We start from the raw sequence: 17,997 nt of genomic DNA, 5'->3' as shown, positions 1-17,997 counted from the left end.
GAAAAAAAGCCGCAGCTGCGGCTTCTTCCTATAGATCACGAAGTTTAAGCATTTCAGCAAGCTTTCCACAAGTCATACTGCCTTCGGGACAATGCCCCGTTGCCACACAAGACGCACCCGCATTTTTAAATAAAAGTGGTGCTGCGTGTTTAACTTGTTCCACCATTTTATCCGCAAGTTCACGAATTTCCCAATGAGCCCGATTACAACAGCGAAGCGCAAAAAAGTTCTGCAAGGATCTTGCATTAAACGTTGCGACAATTTTCGTTTCTGCAGCATTGGCCAAAACATAGCGAGCATCTTCTTTATGCACGCCCAGCTCTACAAGTTCATCATACACCACTCGAATCTGTTCCATAAGGGCATCAAACTTAGCCTGAGCACCCGGAGTAGATGAAACCGTAGGTGGTACTATATATTCAAAATCATGTTCACTGACATAACGCTGCGACTGCTGAGAATACGATGCAATTCTGTGACGTACCAGTTGATGCGTCAAAACTCTCGATACACCTTCAATTGCAAAGGTAAAGCTCACATGTTCCAATGTAGAGGCATGTCCAAGACTTATAATCTTGTTGACAAGTTTTTCGACCTGGACATCTGACATCGTCTCTGCTAATTCTTCAGCACCAATCGGTGAATAACAAAGTCTTGCCGCCATAGCCACAACACGTTCAGGATCTTTTGTATATTGTATCAACTTCACTTTTATCATCTTATTGCCACCTTACTACTTAGTATTCACATGTTCCAACATAGCTTTTGATATAATCTCAAAAGCTTTGTCGGCAATTATATACAAGCGTTCATGTTCTTCATTTAAATACAAGGTTCCCAATAATGCCTCAAAGCCCGTACTCGCACGATATTCAGCCACACTGGCACTTTTAGGAACATTGCTTTTTGCATTACGCCCACGACGAAAAACATTTTTTTCGCCCTCGGTAAGCATATCTTCAATCCCATGAAATGCTCTGGACTGCCATACAGCCGAAACAATCTGAGCACTGAATTGATGTAATATTTGTACTTTATTTTGTTCATAGCCCAAAAGTTTGCCACGAACAAACAAATGAAAATAGGCATCACCAATATAAGCAAGTACTAATGGATTGAGCATTTTAGGATCAACTTCTTGATAGCGTTGTTTCACATTGCCATCATCATCCGACATAAACATTGAATCTACAAGAACTTTAAAATGATCAAACTTCATTACTTTTTCCACCTTATACCCGTCGGAGAATCTTCCAGTGTAACCCCAATCGCTTTTAAGTCATCACGAATCTTATCAGCAGTCGCCCAATCTTTCGATACGCGTGCCTGTTGGCGAAGTTCAATGATCAACTTCATCAAATCTTCAACCATGCCAGTATCTTCTTCGGCGATTTTAGACCCATCAGCAACTAAAATCCCTAAAATATCAGCCATATCTTCATACACGGCTTCCGCCTGTGCAAAATCCGAAGCTGCATGTTCAATTTCACCAGTTGTCACTGCATGATAGTATATATTAATTTCTTTTGCCAGTGCAAACATATAGCTAAGCGCTAGAGCCGTATTAAAATCATCATCCATTGATTCATAAAAGTCTTTTTTGGCCTGCAAAGCCGCATCGACTAAAGCTTTTGATGCTGCACTTACTTGCCCTGATTTTTGTTTTTCCAATTCATAAACATTTTCCATTGCTGTATTGAGTCGATTCAGACTAGTTTGTGATTCTTTCAAACGTTCATCACTAAAATCAAGCGGACTCCGGTAATGTGTTTCAATAATAAAGAACCGCAGTACCTCCGCTGGATATTTCTCGAGTATATCTTTTACTGTAAAGAAGTTATTGAGTGATTTACTCATTTTTTCCTGATTGATCGTAATAAAACCATTATGCAGCCAGTAATGAGCAAAACTATCATCATGCCCACAACAAGCTTGTGACTGGGCTATTTCATTTTCATGGTGTGGAAAAATTAAGTCACTGCCGCCGCCATGAAAATCAAAGGTTTCCCCTAAATATTTTAGAGACATTGTAGAACATTCAATATGCCAGCCAGGTCTGCCGCTTCCCCAAGGACTCTCCCAAGCTGGTTCACCTGTTTTCGCTGCTTTCCATAAGGCAAAATCCATGGGATTTTGTTTACGGTCATCTACTTCAACACGAGCGCCTGCCTGCATATCATCTAATTTTCGACCGCTAAGTTTTCCATATCCAGCAAATTTTTCCACACTAAAATATACATCTCCATCCATTGGATATGCATAACCTTTATCAACCAATGTTTGAATCATAGCAATAATATCAGGAATATGTTCCGATACTTTCGGATATACATCCGCGCGCTGCACATTCAGCTTATCCATCACTTCAAAATAGGCATCAATATAACGTGTGGATATATCAGACCATTTTACACCTTCACTATTTGCCGTACGAATGATTTTATCATCAATATCCGTAAAATTTTGGACATGTTTTACATGATAACCGCATTTTTTCAAATATCGTTTGATAACATCCCAGGTCACAAAAGGCCTTGCATTGCCAATATGAGGATGATTATATGGCGTTACCCCACAAACATAGATACTAATTTCGCCTTTTTTAAATGGTTTAAATTCATCTTTTTGTTTCGTCAGCGTATTATAAACTTTTAACATTTTTATCACCAAGCTCCTTTTCCAGCTTATTAACCTTCTCTTCCAATCGTTGTATACTTCGCAGCATACATAGCAGCATTTCAGAATCTGGATCCGGCAGATTTCCATGCGCTAAATCCACATCTTTTTCATCTTCAATTTCCTGGATATCTTTGTCTACCGTTATTCTGCCATCTCGTTCCAATTCCGCTTTGGTTTTAACTCGTTTACCATGCATTAATACAACTTTCCCAGGGATTCCAACTACCGTCGCATAAGCTGGCACTTCTTTTAAAACAACGGATCCTGCTCCTATTTTAGCATGATCGCCAACATAAAAAGAGCCCAATACTTTGGCCCCGGAAGCAACAACCACATTGTTGCCGATCGTCGGATGCCTTTTTCCTTTTTCTTTCCCGGTGCCGCCTAGTGTCACACCTTGATACAAAGTAACATTTTTGCCAAGTTCGGCGGTTTCACCTATGACGATGCCTGTACCATGGTCAATGAATAAACCTTCGCCAATGGTTGCTCCTGGGTGAATTTCAATACCAGTTAAAAATCGGCCAAAATTCGAAATCATTCGCGGGAGAAGCACCCATCCTTTTTGATATAAAAAATGTGATATGCGGTGGAGCCAAATCGCATGAAGGCCTTGGTAACAAAGAACGACTTCAAAAACACTGCGCGCCGCCGGATCGCGTTCAAAAACCACACGAATATCTTTTCTTAATCTTGCAAAAAAAACCATAAAAAGACCTCCTTTCAAGCATAAAAAACCAGCGTCCCTATGCAGAGACGCTGGTTCGTGGTTCCACTCTGTTTAGATGATACAAAAAAATCATCTCACTCAATACAGTTAACGCCTGCTTACGGTATAACCTACTTTTATCAAGTTCAGCCACACAGCTCCCGGGTGCACTTCAGCGAGGATTCTTTCCAGCATTGCTCACAGCTATTGCAACGCCTCTCTGAGGAAGATTTCTCGTCTACTCTCCCAATCATAGCTTTATTTATTTTACCCGCATCATCGTTTCCTCAATGCGTTTGATCACTTTATCACGACCCAAGACTTCAACAAGGCCCACCAGATCAGGCCCATGCATCTGACCAGTCAAAGCCACACGCAGCGGCATATATACTTTTTGTCCACCGACTTTAAGCTCTTTGGTAATCGCTTTAAAAATTGGTTTAATGTTTTTCGCGTCCACCACTTCTAATGCTTTTAATTTATCTTTAAATAAATTAATCACCGCTGGTGTCGTTTCATCGAGTAAGGTTTCTTTCGCTTCGTCACTTTCAACCAGAACATCATCTTTAAAGAAAATATCAGCAAAATCAACAACTTGCGCAGCAAAACTCAAATGGTCTTGAATTACAGCAACAAAGGATACTAATTTTGCCATTTCAACATCGGTAAGCGGACCTGTAATATAACCTTTTTCTACAAGATGAGGAATAGCAAGCATTGTAATTTTTTCCGGTTTCGCTTGCTTAATATAATGTGCATTGATCCAGTTTAATTTATCAATATCAAAAACAGCTGGATTCTTCGCTACACGATCCATAGAAAATGCTTCTATTAATTCTTCCGCCGAAAAAATTTCTTTTTCGTCCTGCGGAGCCCATCCTAGCAGTGCTAAAAAATTCACCAAAGCTTCCGGTAAGTAACCTAATTTTCTATATTGATCCACCGAAGTGGCACCATGGCGTTTACTCATCTTGCTATGATCTTTACCTAAAATCAAAGAAATATGACCGAAAATCGGCACTGGTAAATCCAAAGCCTCAAACAATACAACCTGACGTGGTGTATTTGACAAATGTTCTTCTGCCCGGATCACATGAGAAATCTTCATCAGCGCATCATCGAGAACTACCGCATAATTATAAACCGGCATCCCATCGGCTTTTACAATAACAAAATCACCGATTCCATTCGATTCGAAACACATTTGCCCGCGAACAAGATCTTTAAACATAACTTGCTGATTTTCCGGCGTTCTGAACCGAACAACAGGTTTTCTGCCTTCCGCTTCATATTGCTCTTTTTGCTCCGCTGTCAAATTACGACAATGGCCTTGATAAATCGGCATTTTATTTTCTGCACGAAGTGCTTCACGTTCTGCCTCTATTTCAGCTTCAGTGCAGTAACAATAGTATGCTTTATCTTCCGCAATAAGCTTATCCGTAAACTCCTGATAAAGATGAAGCCGCTCCGTTTGACGATATGGGCCATATTCGCCCCCAACATCAATTCCTTCATCCCAGGTAAGCCCCAGCCACTTGAGAGCTTCTTTTATATTTTCTTCTGACTCTTTCGTCGAACGTGCTCTATCCGTATCTTCTACTCGCAAAATCAATTTTCCATCTTTATATTTCCGAGCCAATAACCAGTTAAATAAAGCGCTGCGGGCGCCACCGATATGAAATGGACCGGTTGGACTTGGCGCAAACCGAACCCTGATTTGTTCTGACATCTAGCATTCCCTCCAAAAATCTTTGTGTAAATTATATTGTAGCAGAAATCCGTTTCTCATACAAACATTATTTCTTTTCAATCCCCACGACAGCATAGGCTGAAATCCCCTGTTCTGTCCCCGTGAATCCCAATCCTTCTTCAGTTGTTGCTTTCACATTGACTTGGTCAATCGCGATTCGTAATGCCATTGCTATATTTTCATTCATTTGTAAAATAAAAGGGGCTACTTTCGGTTTTTGAGCTACAATCGTTGCATCAACATTGCCAATCTCATATTTTTTTTCAAGCAGTAAATCCCGCACATGCTCTAATAAAATAAGGCTCGAAATTCCTTTATAGGCATCATCCGAATCCGGAAAATGACGACCGATGTCGCCAAGTGCCGCTGCTCCTAGCAATGCATCTGCAATCGCATGTAACAGCACGTCCGCGTCCGAATGCCCTAAAAGCCCTACCGTATGCTCTATCTCAACACCACCTAAAATCAGCTTACGCCCTCCTACTAATTTATGCACATCATATCCCATACCAAATCGAATCATCGTATTACCTCTTTCTAAAAATTTTTTCTTTCACGTTAGACACGACTCCTGAAACAGACGAGGACACGCGGCTTACCACCTTCGCAACCACACCATCCCGCATAAAAGCTTCAGCAATCAATAGATCTTCTGGCGTCGTTACTTTTATATTGCTGTAGTCACCCTGAACGACCTTGACTCGTACACCTATCCGTTCAACCAGACTTGAATCATCTGTACCTAAAAATTCATCATTCGCTGCCTGTTGATATGCTTTAACGATAACTTCTTTGGTAAAGCCCTGTGGTGTCTGTACCGTCCACAAAGATTGACGATCCGGCGTTGCTTCAACCAGCTCATCCTTATCCACTATTTTGATCGTATCTTTCGCTGGCACCGCTGCAATCGCTGCACCGCTTTTTCTAGCTTCTTCAACCACAGCACTGATTATCTGACAGCTCACAAGCGGCCTTGCTCCATCATGGACTAATACGACATCCGTCGCCGGGCTTAGCTGAGCTAACCCATTAAAAATGGAGTATTGTCGTTCCGTGCTGCCCGCTATAACTTTATAAGGTTTCAGTCCAGGCACTGTCGCTAATAGCGCTTTGATGAAAGTTACTTCATCCGCCCCCACGACAACAATTAGATTGTCAATTGCATCACAACGCGAAAAAGCTAACAGCGTATGTACTAAAATAGGCTTCCCCATGAGTTCTAAAAAAACTTTATTGACGCTGGCTTTCATTCTTTTACCCTGCCCAGCAGCGGGGAAAATTGCAGTTACCATAAAATTACGCTCCTATAAATACTCAATAATTTATTTTTCTTTATCATACTACATGTAAGTTGCTAATTGAAAGCAAAACCACATCACCGTCAATAATTTTATCAATATAGGTAAAAAAATAATCATTTCAAAAAAAATGCTGCGGTTACCCGCAGCATTTTCATTCTTTTTAATTTTAAAAATCATAGTGCCCAGAGTTTTTAAAAATACATTCTTATGCTGCTTTCGGTTTAGCAAATATCATACGGCCAGCTGCTGTTTGAAGAACGGATGTTACGATGACTTCAATTGTTTCGCCCATATGTTTTTTACCGCCTTCTACGACAATCATCGTACCGTCATCCAGATAAGCAACCCCTTGTCCATTTTCCTTGCCATCTTTAACAACATTAACTACCATATCTTCGCCTGGAATAACCACAGGCTTTACAGCATTTGATAATTCATTGATATTAAGTACAGATACCCCTTGAAGTTCAGCAACTTTATTCAAATTATAATCATTCGTAATAATTTTTGCCCCAACAAGCTGTCCAAGCTTTACCAACTTAGAATCTACTTCAGTAATATCATCAAAATCATGATTATCAATTTTAACAAACATATCAAACTCTGTCTGAATGCGTTTCAAAACATCCAAGCCACGGCGGCCTCGAGTACGTTTGAGTAAATCAGAAGAATCGGCGATATGCTGCAACTCTTCCAAGACAAAAACAGGAATCAATAAGGTTCCTTCAATAAATCCACTTTTACAGATATCTGCAATACGTCCATCAATAATAACACTTGTATCCAAAAGTTTATATAACGGATCTATAACAGGTTCTTCCTTGATAATGTCTTTTTCCCTAGTCCTGTCTTTTACAAGTTTAGGGATAAAATCAAAGAGAGCTGTAATCTCATCTCGTTTTTCAATGGTAATATGGATACCAAGATATCCTAAAACTATACTGAAAACAACCGGTATATAATTTCCTACGATTGGAATTTGAGAAAATGCCGAGCCTAATAAATTTGCAATAATAAGTCCAATTGCTAATCCACAAGCACCTGCAATCACATCGTGAATTGGCATTTTATTTAATTGTAATTCCACCCATAAAGAAAATGTTAACAATTTTTTCACCAAATAAGGTGAAATAAGAAAACCTGTTACACCACCTATGATACCACCAAGTAAAATAGACAAAAGATTTGTCATTGTCATGCCGAAAAGACCCATGTCCAATCTCAGGAATTCAGCACTGATCAAAAAAGAAAGCAATGGGTTTGCTAACTGCATCAAAGCAAGACCACCAATTGCCATTAAAACTGTGATAAAAAAGCGTAACACTTTATCTAACAATACCTTCCCACCTCCTTCTGCGTAAACTTTATCTCATATTACTAAAATAATTTACATTTGTCAAAATTTAATAAAAAATACGTCAGTCACCTGGCGTATTTTTATCAAGCAAATCATACATCCACGTTTCTACAGCCTCAGGCTCTTTATCGCAGGCAAACACAAGTTCGCTGACCAATATTTGTTTTGCAATATCTAATAAACGCCTTTCCCCTGTAGAAATTTTTTTAGAACGATCTTGTAAAATCAAATTTCTAACAACCGCTGCTACATTGCAGATATCACCTGTTTTGATTTGGAGTAAATTTGCGTTGAATCGTTTATTCCAACTGCCGGCTAACTGTTCCGGTACTCCCTGAAGTATAATCTTTACTTTTCCAACTTCGCCTTGCGGTATAACATCTCTCAAGCCAATATTCGCGACATTATCAATCGGAATCATGACTTTCATGCTGCCTAATGGCATTTTCAAAACATAATAAGATCGATTTTCTCCCATAATCTCACAATCTTCTATGCCGTTGATAATCCCTGCACCATGCATTGGATATACCACCTTGTCTCCTATGCTAAGCAAAGCAACACCTCCTAAGACACGTCCCTATTATACCACATTTTTGTATTTAATAAAAGAAATTATTTTATCACTTTAAATTTTTCTTGTCAATACACTATATAAAAATCATTTTAAAACAGCAAATTTTATTGTAAAGCCACTCGAAGGGCTTCACCAACATTTTCAACACCATACAATTTAACTGGCAAATCAAGCGATAAGCGTTCCAAGTTTTTCTTTGGTAATATTATATTTTTGAAGCCCATTTTAACAGCTTCACGTATCCGAACCTCAGCCTGACTGACTGCACGCACTTCCCCCGCCAACCCAACTTCACCAAAAATAACACACTGCGGTAAAACTATACTATTTTTAAAACTAGAGGCCAATGCTACACTGAGTCCAAGATCAATAGACGGCTCATCAAGTTTTATACCGCCGGCAACTTTAACATAAACATCGCAAGCCCCAATACTCAAATGAACTCGTTTTTCCAAAACAGCTAAAAGCAATTGGATTCGTTTAATATCAACATAATCAGAAGTCCGCCTTGGCGGCATATATGGGGTCTGTGCAACCAATGCCTGCACCTCAACCAAAAGAGGCCTCGTACCCTCAACCGTTGGCACAACAATACTGCCTGAGTCCGCCTGCATTTCTGATAGAAACAACTTGGATGCATCTGGTACATCTACAAGACCAACATCTCTCATTTCAAAAAGTCCAATTTCATTTGTACTGCCAAAGCGATTTTTAACAGCTCGTAATACGCGAAACTGTGCATTTCTTTCACCTTCAAAGTAAAGTACAGTATCAACAATATGCTCCAATACTCTTGGACCAGCCAGCGTACCATCTTTTGTTACATGCCCAACTAAAAACACAGCAATGCCATGGGTTTTTGCAATACGCAAAAGTTCAACCGCGCATTCTCGTACTTGGCTAACACTCCCTGGCGCACTCTGTATGTCAGGTCTAAATATTGTCTGAATAGAATCAATTACTAATAGTCTGGGTCTGGCAGTTAAGACATGCTGCTCAATAAGATCAAGATTTGTTTCACTCAAAACAAGCAATTCTTTCTCAATTGCGTCTAAACGATCCGCCCGCATTCGTACCTGACGTGTGCTTTCTTCGCCGGTAACATAAAGAACTTTGCCAGTTTTAGCCACATTAGCACACACCTTAAGCGTAAGGCTTGATTTACCAACACCAGGATCACCTACGATCAATACGACCGATCCTGGAATAATTCCACTACCTAACACTCGATCCAATTCACCCGATCCTGTCAAAAACCGCGGCATATCATCCACTGTCACATTTTTAATAGATTCTGGCTGAGCCGAGGTCGACAGACCCAAGCTCAGACCAGCTTTACGCTCCGGCATGATTACTTCTTCAACCATTGTATTCCATGCGCCACAGCCAGGACATCGACCAAGCCATTTTGCCGTATCATAGCCACAATCCTGACATACATATGCCGTCTTTTTTTTAGCCAAATCATTCACCTTTTCCTATACGTATCTTTTTATTGCGCCGCAAAACATTTTGGATGAAATTCACAACCGCGCAATATAATATCTTAACAACAAATTTTGTCAACCAAATAATTGCAATGACAAAGTTCTCTATAAAATTCCATATATTAATAATTAATGAATTTTTGTCTAACGTGTTTCGTCTTTTTTTCATATACTCCACCATGGTAAAAAGACGAACTCAGACCAGCCAAGTTCGTCTTTTTATGTTTTACACGTATTTTATTTTACAATCAAAGCTTCTGTTTTATTCTTAAACGTCAACTTTCCTTCTATCGCATCAATAAGAATTGTATCTCCAGCTTTAAAAGTAACTTCTAACAAACGTTCAGCTACTTCATCCTCGATCAATTTCTGAATCGCTCTTTTGAGAGGTCTGGCACCAAAGGTAAAATCAGACCCTTCTTCTATAACTCGCTCTTTCGCAGCTTCACTAATTTCAAGAGAAATAGCCATATCTTTCAATCGTTTATTGAGATCATTAAGCATGATGTCCACAATCTTCGTAAGTTCTTTTTTCGTAAGTGAATTAAACACAACCATTTCATCTATACGATTCAAAAATTCCGGACGGAAAATTTTCTTCACTTCATCCAGCACCTTTTTCTTCGCAATATCCGGCATAACCTGTGGTTGATCTTTCGTTAAAAAACCAACGGTTGAATTTTCCGGTTTAAGATAATTGGCCCCAATGTTTGATGTCATAATAATGACTGTATTCTTAAAGTCAACAACGCGCCCTTGGCTATCCGTCAAGCGTCCATCTTCAAGAACCTGTAACAGTATGTTAAATACATCATAATGGGCTTTTTCAATTTCATCTAACAAAATAACAGAATAAGGTTTGCGACGTACTGCATCTGTCAGCTGACCCCCTTCGGCATATCCTACATACCCTGGAGGTGCGCCAATCATACGTGAAACAGTATGTTTTTCCATATACTCCGACATATCAAATCGCAGCATAGCCGATTCATCACCGAATAAAGCTTCAGCTAAAGCCCTAGCCAATTCGGTTTTACCAACCCCCGTCGGTCCTAAAAACAAAAATGATCCAATTGGTCTTTTGGTATCTTTCAGTCCCGTTCTGGCCCTACGAATTGCTTTGGCAATTGCAGTAACAGCAGTTTCTTGTCCAACAACTCGGGTTTGTAAAATTTCTTCCATGTTTAATAAACGTTCTGACTCTTTTGCCGCCAATTTCTGCAATGGAATTCCCGTCCAATTTGACACAACATCTGCAATATCTTCCCCCGAAACAACAATGCGGCTATTTTCTTTATTACCCCATTCTTTTTGTTTGACCTCGAGTTCAATTTTTGTTTTACTCTCTTCATCGCGGATATTTGCTGCCTGTTCATATTCTTGAATGGTAATAGCTGCTTCTTTTTCCGTTTTCAGTGTTTCTAATTTTTTTTCTAACTGTTTGACATCTTCAGGCTGTACGACTGCTGCCAGACGGACTTTCGAAGCAGCTTCATCCATCAAATCAATTGCTTTATCCGGCAAAAAACGATCCGTAATGTAACGATGTGATAACTTAACCGCGGCCTCAATCGCTTCATCCGTAATCTGGGCACGATGAAAGGCTTCATATTTATCACGGATTCCGCGTAAGATCTTTATAGCATCTTCCACATTAGGTTCGCCAACTACGATTGGCTGAAAACGTCTTTCTAATGCAGAGTCTTTTTCAATATATTTTTTATACTCATTTAAAGTGGTTGCACCGATAACTTGAAGTTCTCCCCGAGCTAATGCCGGTTTCAATATATTCGCAGCATCAACTGATCCTTCTGAAGCGCCTGCACCAATCAGTGTATGCAACTCATCAATAAATAAAATAACATCTTCCGCATTTGTAATTTCTTCAATTATTTTCTTTAAACGATCTTCAAATTCGCCCCGGTATTTCGCCCCAGCAACCAAAGAAGCCATGCTAAGCGATACAACGCGTCTATTCGCCAAAATTTTGGGCACACTCCCTTGCGTAATACGCTGAGCCAATCCTTCGGCAATAGCCGTTTTCCCCACGCCAGGTTCACCGATCAATACTGGATTATTTTTGGTACGACGGCTCAGGATTTGAATAACTCTTTCTATTTCTTTATCGCGCCCGATAACCGGATCTATTTTCCCCTTTTCTGCCATTTCATTTAAATTGCGACCAAATTCATTTAAAACAGGTGTATTGCTTTTTTTATGAGCCGTATTGGCGGCGCCACTTTCATTGCTGGCTTCGGCTTGCTCCCCCCCCAGCATTTCAATGACGGTTTCTCTGACAATATCCAAATCAGCACCCAATGAGATGAGTACTTTAGCTGCAATTCCTTCATTTTCTCGAATCAGGCCTAACAAAATGTGTTCCGTCCCAATATAGTTATGGCTAAGTGACTGTGCTTCTTCTGATGCCAATTCCATAACTCGTTTCGCTCTTGGTGTATAAACAAAGGCATTGCCAGCATTATCATTTTCTGGTCCAATCATAGCTTCCACACGGTTGCGCACAGTTGCTAAATCAATGCCTAAAGACATTAATGCTCTGGCTGCCACACCCTCGCCTTCATGAATCAACCCCAGCAGCAAATGCTCCGTACCTACATAATTATGTTCTAAGGCCCTTGCTTCATATTGAGCAAGTTCTAATACTTTAATAGCTCTCGCTGTAAATCTATGATCCATGTTCTCACTCCCTAACAACTTTAAATTTTTCCAATGTTTCACGAATCGTTTTTGCTCGTTCTTTATCTATTTCATTTTGCGATAAATTTTCATTTTCCTGCAAATTCTTCAAATAATTTGTGCGGCTTGATACCAATAATTCAGTAAATGACTTTGCGGCAACTTCTGTAATCATTTTTGTATCAATGCCAAGCCTAACTTTACTTAATAACGACAAAGCTTCATTAGCTGAAACCGAACGTGCATATTTCAATATACCAAAAGCACGCCATACCTGATCACTTAATCTTTCGGCCGAATATGTCATCAAGGCTTTTCTGGCTGCTCGTTCATGCATAATAATTTCAAGCACAGCACTGGTTAAATTATCCATAATTTCTTGTTCATTAAACCCTAAGGTTAATTGATTTGAAATTTGAAATATATTACCGATAACTTCTGTACCTTCCCCATACAATCCTCGTACTGCCAGCCCTAACTGTGGTGAAGCATTCATTATTTTACCGATCTGTTGAGTAAATACAAGACCCGGTAAATGAACCATCACCGATGCTCGAAGTCCGGTACCAAGATTTGTCGGACACGATGTTAAATAGCCCATCTTTTCATTGAAGGCAATATCTAGTTTTGATTCTATTGTATCATCGATTTTAGAGGCCAATTCTAATGGAACTGCAAGATCCAAACCTGATACCATACATTGAATACGCAAATGATCTTCTTCATTAATCATAATACTCACTTTACGGTCATCACTCACAACAAGGGCGCGATGTTCTGGATTTTCTATATGATTATTGCTGATCAAATGTTTTTCAATCAACACTTTTCTTTCCAAATTTGTAAGTTCATCAATTGGCAGGCACTGATACGGTTTATCTGTTATATCTTCAAGTTCGGGCAAAATTTCCTGCATCATTGCTTTTACTTCAGACAATTGGGCAAGATTCGCACGATTTGGAAACGGGATATCAGAAAAATTTCTAGCAAGCCTTACCCTGCTTGATAAAACAACGTCACCATCCATTCCGCTGCCATTCATCCATGGTGAATATGGATTCGTAAACAATTCATCTGTTGACATAGCACACTCCCCCTAGTTCTTTTCCTGCTGCTCTTCTTCATTGAAAGCTTTTTCTAAATCTTTAATTTGATCACGAAGTTTAGCTGCTTCCTCATATTCTTCATTAGCAATATGATTTTGAAGTGTTTCGCGCAATCGTTTAATTTGATGTTTCACTTCAAGCTGTCCGCCTGATCTTTTAGGTATCTTGCCATTATGCGTACTAGATCCATGGATTCTACGCAAAAGTGGTTCCAGTCTTTTACCAAATTTCGTATAACAAACACTACAACCAATTTTGCCGGTGTGTGTAAAATCTCTATACGTCATACCACAATTCGGACAAACAAAATCCTGAGCTGTATCTTTGGTATCCTCTATCTGTGGTTTAAGACCACTATTGAACATTCCTGTTAAAAAATCGTTTACAGAAAAACTTTTATCTGGATTGAAAACAATTTTCCCATATTTTTGAGCACAATCTTCGCATAAATTTCTGTCCACCTTACCATCACTGCTAATCTGCGTAATATGAACACACGCTTCATTTTTTTTGCAATCATCACATAACATAGATTTTTACCTCCTAAGAAAAATTTGCCAATGTCAAAAATACGGAGCGAATCATCCGTGCTCGTTCTGCTGCTTCAAGTTTATCATACGCAAATGTAAAAAATTGCATTACAATTGCGGCTTCCCGAGTTTGAATTAGTTGTCTTTGCAGCAGATAACGAACCATCCGTTGAATTTCATCAAGTTCCGTGTTTTCATCTATCTTATCCAGCATATCCTGATAAATAAAATCCAACGGAACCTGGGCAATACGGATAAACCCCCCAAGACCTCGTCTCGACTCTACGACAAAGCCTTTTTTTAGCGTAAATCGTGTATTCAGTACATAACTAATTTGTGACGGTGCACAACATATCTTATCAGCAATATCAGTTCGCCGAAGTTCCACTTTACGATTTTGTTCACTCGACAAACGCCTTAAAATATACTCTTCGATTAAATCTGCTATATTACTCATTTTTTCACCTTCACATTGTCTTGACCATTTGACCTTTATTTTTATTATATTTGACTTTTTGACTTTTTGCAATAGATTTTGCGAATTATTCTTATTTAGAAATAAATAAGTGCCTGCGATTCAATTTCCATAAAAAAAACTGCCTCAAAAAGAGACAGTTTCTAAACAAAATTTTATTGTAGAGCTTCTTTTAAAACCTGTGCATTTTTTTTCATTGCATTAATATATGCATCAGCGGCAGTTTCATCCGCATTTCCTGTAACTACAGGGTCCAGTGTATATACTTTAGCACCGCTTTCTTTCGAAATAGTCTGTGCGGCACCTTCTGGATATTGTGGTTCAGCAAACAATGCTTTCACATTAAGGCTTTTAACTTTATCTACTGTTTCCTCAATATCCTTCGGTGTCGGCTCACTGCCCGGCTCACGTTCAATCACAGCAACAATATTTAAATTAAATTCTTTAGCAAAATAAGGAAATGCCTCATGAAATGTTACAATATTTTTATTTGGCAAAGGATCAATAGCCATATGCATTTCCTGTTTTAAGCTTTCAAGCTTGGCGACATAAGCATCCGCATTTTCTTTATATTGATCGGCATGTTTGGGATCATCTGCAATCAATTGTTCCTCAATATTTCTCACCTGCTGAATTGCATTTGTAATACTGACCCAAACATGAGGATTCTCTTCCGTTCCATCTTTTAAAAGATCAATCCCTTTTGATGCATCAATGATTTTTAATTTTTCTTGTTGTTTTACAACCTTATCTAAAAAAGCTTCCATTCCGGCACCATTAACAATAAATGCATCGGCTTTTTCTAATGTTTTTAAATCAGCTGGTGTCAATTGATAATCATGTAAACAACCAGTCTGTGGTTTCGTCATGTTCTTGACCTCAACCCCATCAATTCCGTTGGTAATATTGATGGTTGCAACATACATCGGATAAAACGATGTAACAATTTTAAAATTTCCATTCTCTTTTTCTTTATCAGTACTTTGATTGGCTCCACATCCTGCAAAAGCAACTACACAAATTAAGAAAAAAAATAGGGCCTGACATACTCTCGATTTCATTTAAAAATCCTCCTGTGATAATAAATCATACATTTTGTGTACAATTAAGAACATTACTATATAGTATAATACATTATTTAATCTCATATAGCAAGGAAAGCTACAGAAAAAGAAACACTATGAAATTATTTTCTCCATAGCGTTTCTTATGTTGGTTTATTTTTAAGAAAAATTTTTTAACAATGAATGGATGGAGCATTATCCAGTATAGCTCTTGCTTCCAAAACGATTGAATCAATAATTTTTTTTGCCGGTTCAATTTTCTTAAGTGGTAATAAACTTTGTCCAGCCTGAACCATGCCATTTTCAACGTCACCGTCAACCGCTGCAAGTTTATTTGTACCAGTTGCCAGACGAATCAATTCTGCTTCAGGAGTTCCATTTTTTTCCATTTCAAGAAAATTTAATGAAAATTTATTTTTTACGCCACGCACTGCATGTCCCATGGACTGACCCGTTACAATTGAATCTGTATCGACGGATGCAATCAACTTCGTCTTTACATTTACATGTACCACACATTCTTCTGCTACTAAGAAACGAGTCCCCATCTGTACACCAGCAGCCCCCATCACTAATGCAGCAGCCAACCCACGACCATCAGCAAAACCACCAGCCACAACAACTGGAATTGCAACTTCATGAATAACCTGTGTCATAAGTGCCATCGTAGTCAAAACACCAATATGACCACCAGCTTCCATACCTTCAACAACAACAGCATCCGCACCCGCTTTTTCAACACGCTGAGCCAATTTTACATTTGGTACAACTGGAATTATTTTGATACCAGCAGCTTTTAATTTTTCAAAAAATGGAACAGGATTTCCCGCACCTAATGTGACAAATGCCGGTTTTTCTTCGCAAACCACATCAATGATCTCTTCTTTATTTGGAGCCATCAACATAATATTTACACCAAATGGTTTAGCAGTCAAGGTTCTTGCCAATTGAATCTGTTCTCTTACATATTCCGTTGTTCTGCCGCCACTTGAAATAATTCCAGCACCACCAGCATTCGATACAGCACTAGCAAGTTTCGCTTCTGAAACCCAGGCCATACCACCCTGGATGATAGGATATTTGATGCCTAATACATTACATATACTTTTATTCATAGAAAAATCTCCTCTCTTTACCAGCTGAAGGTCTTCTTAAGAGAAACAGCCAATACTTGACAAAATGATTATTTAACTTGATTTTATCTTTTCGCTTACTATCTTATTCTACCATACATCCGATCCAATTTTCAGTAAAAATTTAACTTCGTTTATCACGCGGTCAAAACAAAACCAGCGTATCTGTTAGTTCATAATTATGGCTATCAGTCTCTACCGTTTTTTTCTGACGCTTGCCTTAAGAATCCCTTATTTCATTCTATTGTACTTTGAATTTTCTTTACAAAATTGCTATTATGCTTTATAATATTAGTCTGTAGTACTATGTAAAAATTCATTTTAATATATTTAAAAAAGTACCTGACTGTACATGTATTTTATAAAATTTTTGTCTTTCATGTATTCATTTAATTAAATAAAAGGAGCGATTCTAACATTGAAAATTCTTGCCAGACATCTAGCTATTGATATGTATAATTGTAAGTCCAATAAAATTGTAAATGCTGAACTCCTTCAAGGTTCATTGCAGCTTGCAATCGAAGAATCCGGTTTAACACTGATCAATGCTGATATTCAAATTCTCGAAGGCGAACATGCAGCCGCTTTGATTTTACTGAAAGAAGGTCACATAACCGTTCATACATATCCAGATTTAAATTATGCTGCTGTCGATATCTTCACCTGTTCTGACGAAAGTCAACCGGAAAAAGCTGTAAATGCAATTCGTCGTTTTTTAAAACCAGAAAAAACAAAAATGACATATCTCAAACGGGGAGATTTCGGATCTGTAAAAGATATGAAACCAAAAATAAAAACAAAAGTAGCCCCGCTTCGCCGTATAAGAAATACGGGAGCAAAAGTTATGCACTTATTATCACGTAGAAAAACTTCGAATAAATAATTTCAAAAGAGCAGCAATAGAAAATTCTATTGCTGCTCTTTTTTAACGTTCTCAGGAAGAGTTAAACGGTTTTTCCATACGAAAAAGCACTCATATACATGAGTGCTTTTCATTTAACTGGCAGTTTTCTATCCTCCCAGGGCGTTTCCACCCAAGTACTTTCGACGTTCAAGTGCTTAACTACTGTGTTCGGTATGGGAACAGGTGGGTCCACTTGGCTATCACTACCAGATATTCTTTTTTTAGATA

The 17,997-nt window shown here is 38.7% G+C and carries 17 protein-coding genes, 1 rRNA gene and 1 other annotated feature; of the genes, 1 reads left to right on the top strand and 17 read right to left on the bottom strand.

Annotation, left to right across the window (positions count from 1 at the left end):
• Positions 1–28: 28 nt before the first annotated feature.
• The 16 genes from thyX to F606_RS0117940 all read right to left on the bottom strand — a co-directional run bounded on the left by thyX (position 29) and on the right by F606_RS0117940 (position 16,847).
• Positions 29–718 (bottom strand): FAD-dependent thymidylate synthase, encoded by a 690-nt coding sequence (thyX, locus tag F606_RS0118030; protein ID WP_019555294.1) that lies wholly within the window; start codon positions 716–718, stop codon positions 29–31.
• 15 nt (positions 719–733) lie between these two features.
• Entirely contained in the window at positions 734–1,219 is a 486-nt protein-coding gene (locus F606_RS0118025; protein WP_019555293.1) for a Mini-ribonuclease 3, read from the bottom strand.
• Positions 1,219–2,658 (bottom strand): cysteine--tRNA ligase, encoded by a 1,440-nt coding sequence (gene cysS, locus F606_RS0118020; protein WP_019555292.1) that lies wholly within the window; start codon positions 2,656–2,658, stop codon positions 1,219–1,221. Before cysS ends, F606_RS0118025 begins: the two co-directional genes overlap by 1 nt.
• Positions 2,642–3,388 carry a serine O-acetyltransferase gene (gene cysE / locus F606_RS0118015; protein WP_019555291.1) on the bottom strand — a complete coding sequence of 249 codons (747 nt, stop codon included), beginning with the start codon at positions 3,386–3,388 and terminating at the stop codon, positions 2,642–2,644. Before cysE ends, cysS begins: the two co-directional genes overlap by 17 nt.
• A gap of 40 nt (positions 3,389–3,428) precedes the next feature.
• Positions 3,429–3,651: a binding site (T-box leader), on the bottom strand.
• The gene (gene gltX, locus F606_RS0118010; protein WP_019555290.1) at positions 3,651–5,117 is read right to left on the bottom strand and encodes a glutamate--tRNA ligase; all 1,467 of its coding nucleotides are present in this window, start codon (positions 5,115–5,117) and stop codon (positions 3,651–3,653) included. Its footprint overlaps the feature before it by 1 nt.
• Positions 5,118–5,184: 67 nt before the next feature.
• Entirely contained in the window at positions 5,185–5,661 is a 477-nt protein-coding gene (gene ispF, locus F606_RS0118005) for a 2-C-methyl-D-erythritol 2,4-cyclodiphosphate synthase (RefSeq protein WP_019555289.1), read from the bottom strand.
• A 4-nt stretch (positions 5,662–5,665) separates the two neighbouring features.
• The gene (gene ispD / locus F606_RS0118000) at positions 5,666–6,430 is read right to left on the bottom strand and encodes a 2-C-methyl-D-erythritol 4-phosphate cytidylyltransferase (protein WP_019555288.1); all 765 of its coding nucleotides are present in this window, start codon (positions 6,428–6,430) and stop codon (positions 5,666–5,668) included.
• Positions 6,431–6,644: 214 nt separating this feature from the next.
• Complete coding sequence (locus tag F606_RS0117990) at positions 6,645–7,775, bottom strand: PIN/TRAM domain-containing protein (protein WP_019555287.1); 1,131 nt, start codon at positions 7,773–7,775, stop codon at positions 6,645–6,647.
• 82 nt (positions 7,776–7,857) lie between these two features.
• Positions 7,858–8,352, bottom strand: coding sequence for a CarD family transcriptional regulator (locus tag F606_RS0117985; protein WP_026329481.1), 495 nt, complete (start codon positions 8,350–8,352; stop codon positions 7,858–7,860).
• A gap of 125 nt (positions 8,353–8,477) precedes the next feature.
• Complete coding sequence (gene radA, locus F606_RS0117980) at positions 8,478–9,836, bottom strand: DNA repair protein RadA (RefSeq protein ID WP_019555285.1); 1,359 nt, start codon at positions 9,834–9,836, stop codon at positions 8,478–8,480.
• Positions 9,837–10,097: 261 nt separating this feature from the next.
• Positions 10,098–12,557 (bottom strand): ATP-dependent Clp protease ATP-binding subunit, encoded by a 2,460-nt coding sequence (locus F606_RS21625; RefSeq protein ID WP_019555283.1) that lies wholly within the window; start codon positions 12,555–12,557, stop codon positions 10,098–10,100.
• 4 nt (positions 12,558–12,561) lie between these two features.
• Positions 12,562–13,641, bottom strand: a complete 1,080-nt coding sequence (locus tag F606_RS0117960; RefSeq protein ID WP_019555282.1) for a protein arginine kinase — start codon at positions 13,639–13,641, stop codon at positions 12,562–12,564.
• 12 nt (positions 13,642–13,653) lie between these two features.
• Positions 13,654–14,193, bottom strand: a complete 540-nt coding sequence (locus tag F606_RS0117955) for a UvrB/UvrC motif-containing protein (RefSeq protein ID WP_019555281.1) — start codon at positions 14,191–14,193, stop codon at positions 13,654–13,656.
• Between the two features lie 13 nt (positions 14,194–14,206).
• Positions 14,207–14,650, bottom strand: a complete 444-nt coding sequence (locus tag F606_RS0117950) for a CtsR family transcriptional regulator (RefSeq protein WP_019555280.1) — start codon at positions 14,648–14,650, stop codon at positions 14,207–14,209.
• Positions 14,651–14,823: 173 nt separating this feature from the next.
• Positions 14,824–15,729: a metal ABC transporter substrate-binding protein gene (locus tag F606_RS0117945; RefSeq protein WP_019555279.1), complete on the bottom strand. Its 906-nt coding sequence runs from the start codon at positions 15,727–15,729 to the stop codon at positions 14,824–14,826.
• A 176-nt stretch (positions 15,730–15,905) separates the two neighbouring features.
• Positions 15,906–16,847 carry a nitronate monooxygenase gene (locus tag F606_RS0117940; RefSeq protein WP_019555278.1) on the bottom strand — a complete coding sequence of 314 codons (942 nt, stop codon included), beginning with the start codon at positions 16,845–16,847 and terminating at the stop codon, positions 15,906–15,908.
• 436 nt (positions 16,848–17,283) lie between these two features.
• Between F606_RS0117940 and speD the strand changes: the two genes are divergently transcribed.
• On the top strand, positions 17,284–17,748 hold the full coding sequence (speD, locus tag F606_RS0117935) for an adenosylmethionine decarboxylase (protein WP_019555277.1): 465 nt from the start codon (positions 17,284–17,286) through the stop codon (positions 17,746–17,748).
• 115 nt (positions 17,749–17,863) lie between these two features.
• On the opposite strand, the gene rrf is transcribed toward speD, so the two are convergent.
• Positions 17,864–17,980: ribosomal RNA gene (rrf, locus tag F606_RS0117930) — 5S ribosomal RNA — on the bottom strand.
• Positions 17,981–17,997 lie beyond the last annotated feature (17 nt).

Source organism: Propionispira raffinosivorans DSM 20765 (assembly GCF_000381065.1).
Taxonomy (GTDB): Bacteria; Bacillota; Negativicutes; order Selenomonadales; family Selenomonadaceae; genus Propionispira; species Propionispira raffinosivorans.
This window is presented reverse-complemented; position numbering and strand designations above follow the sequence as displayed.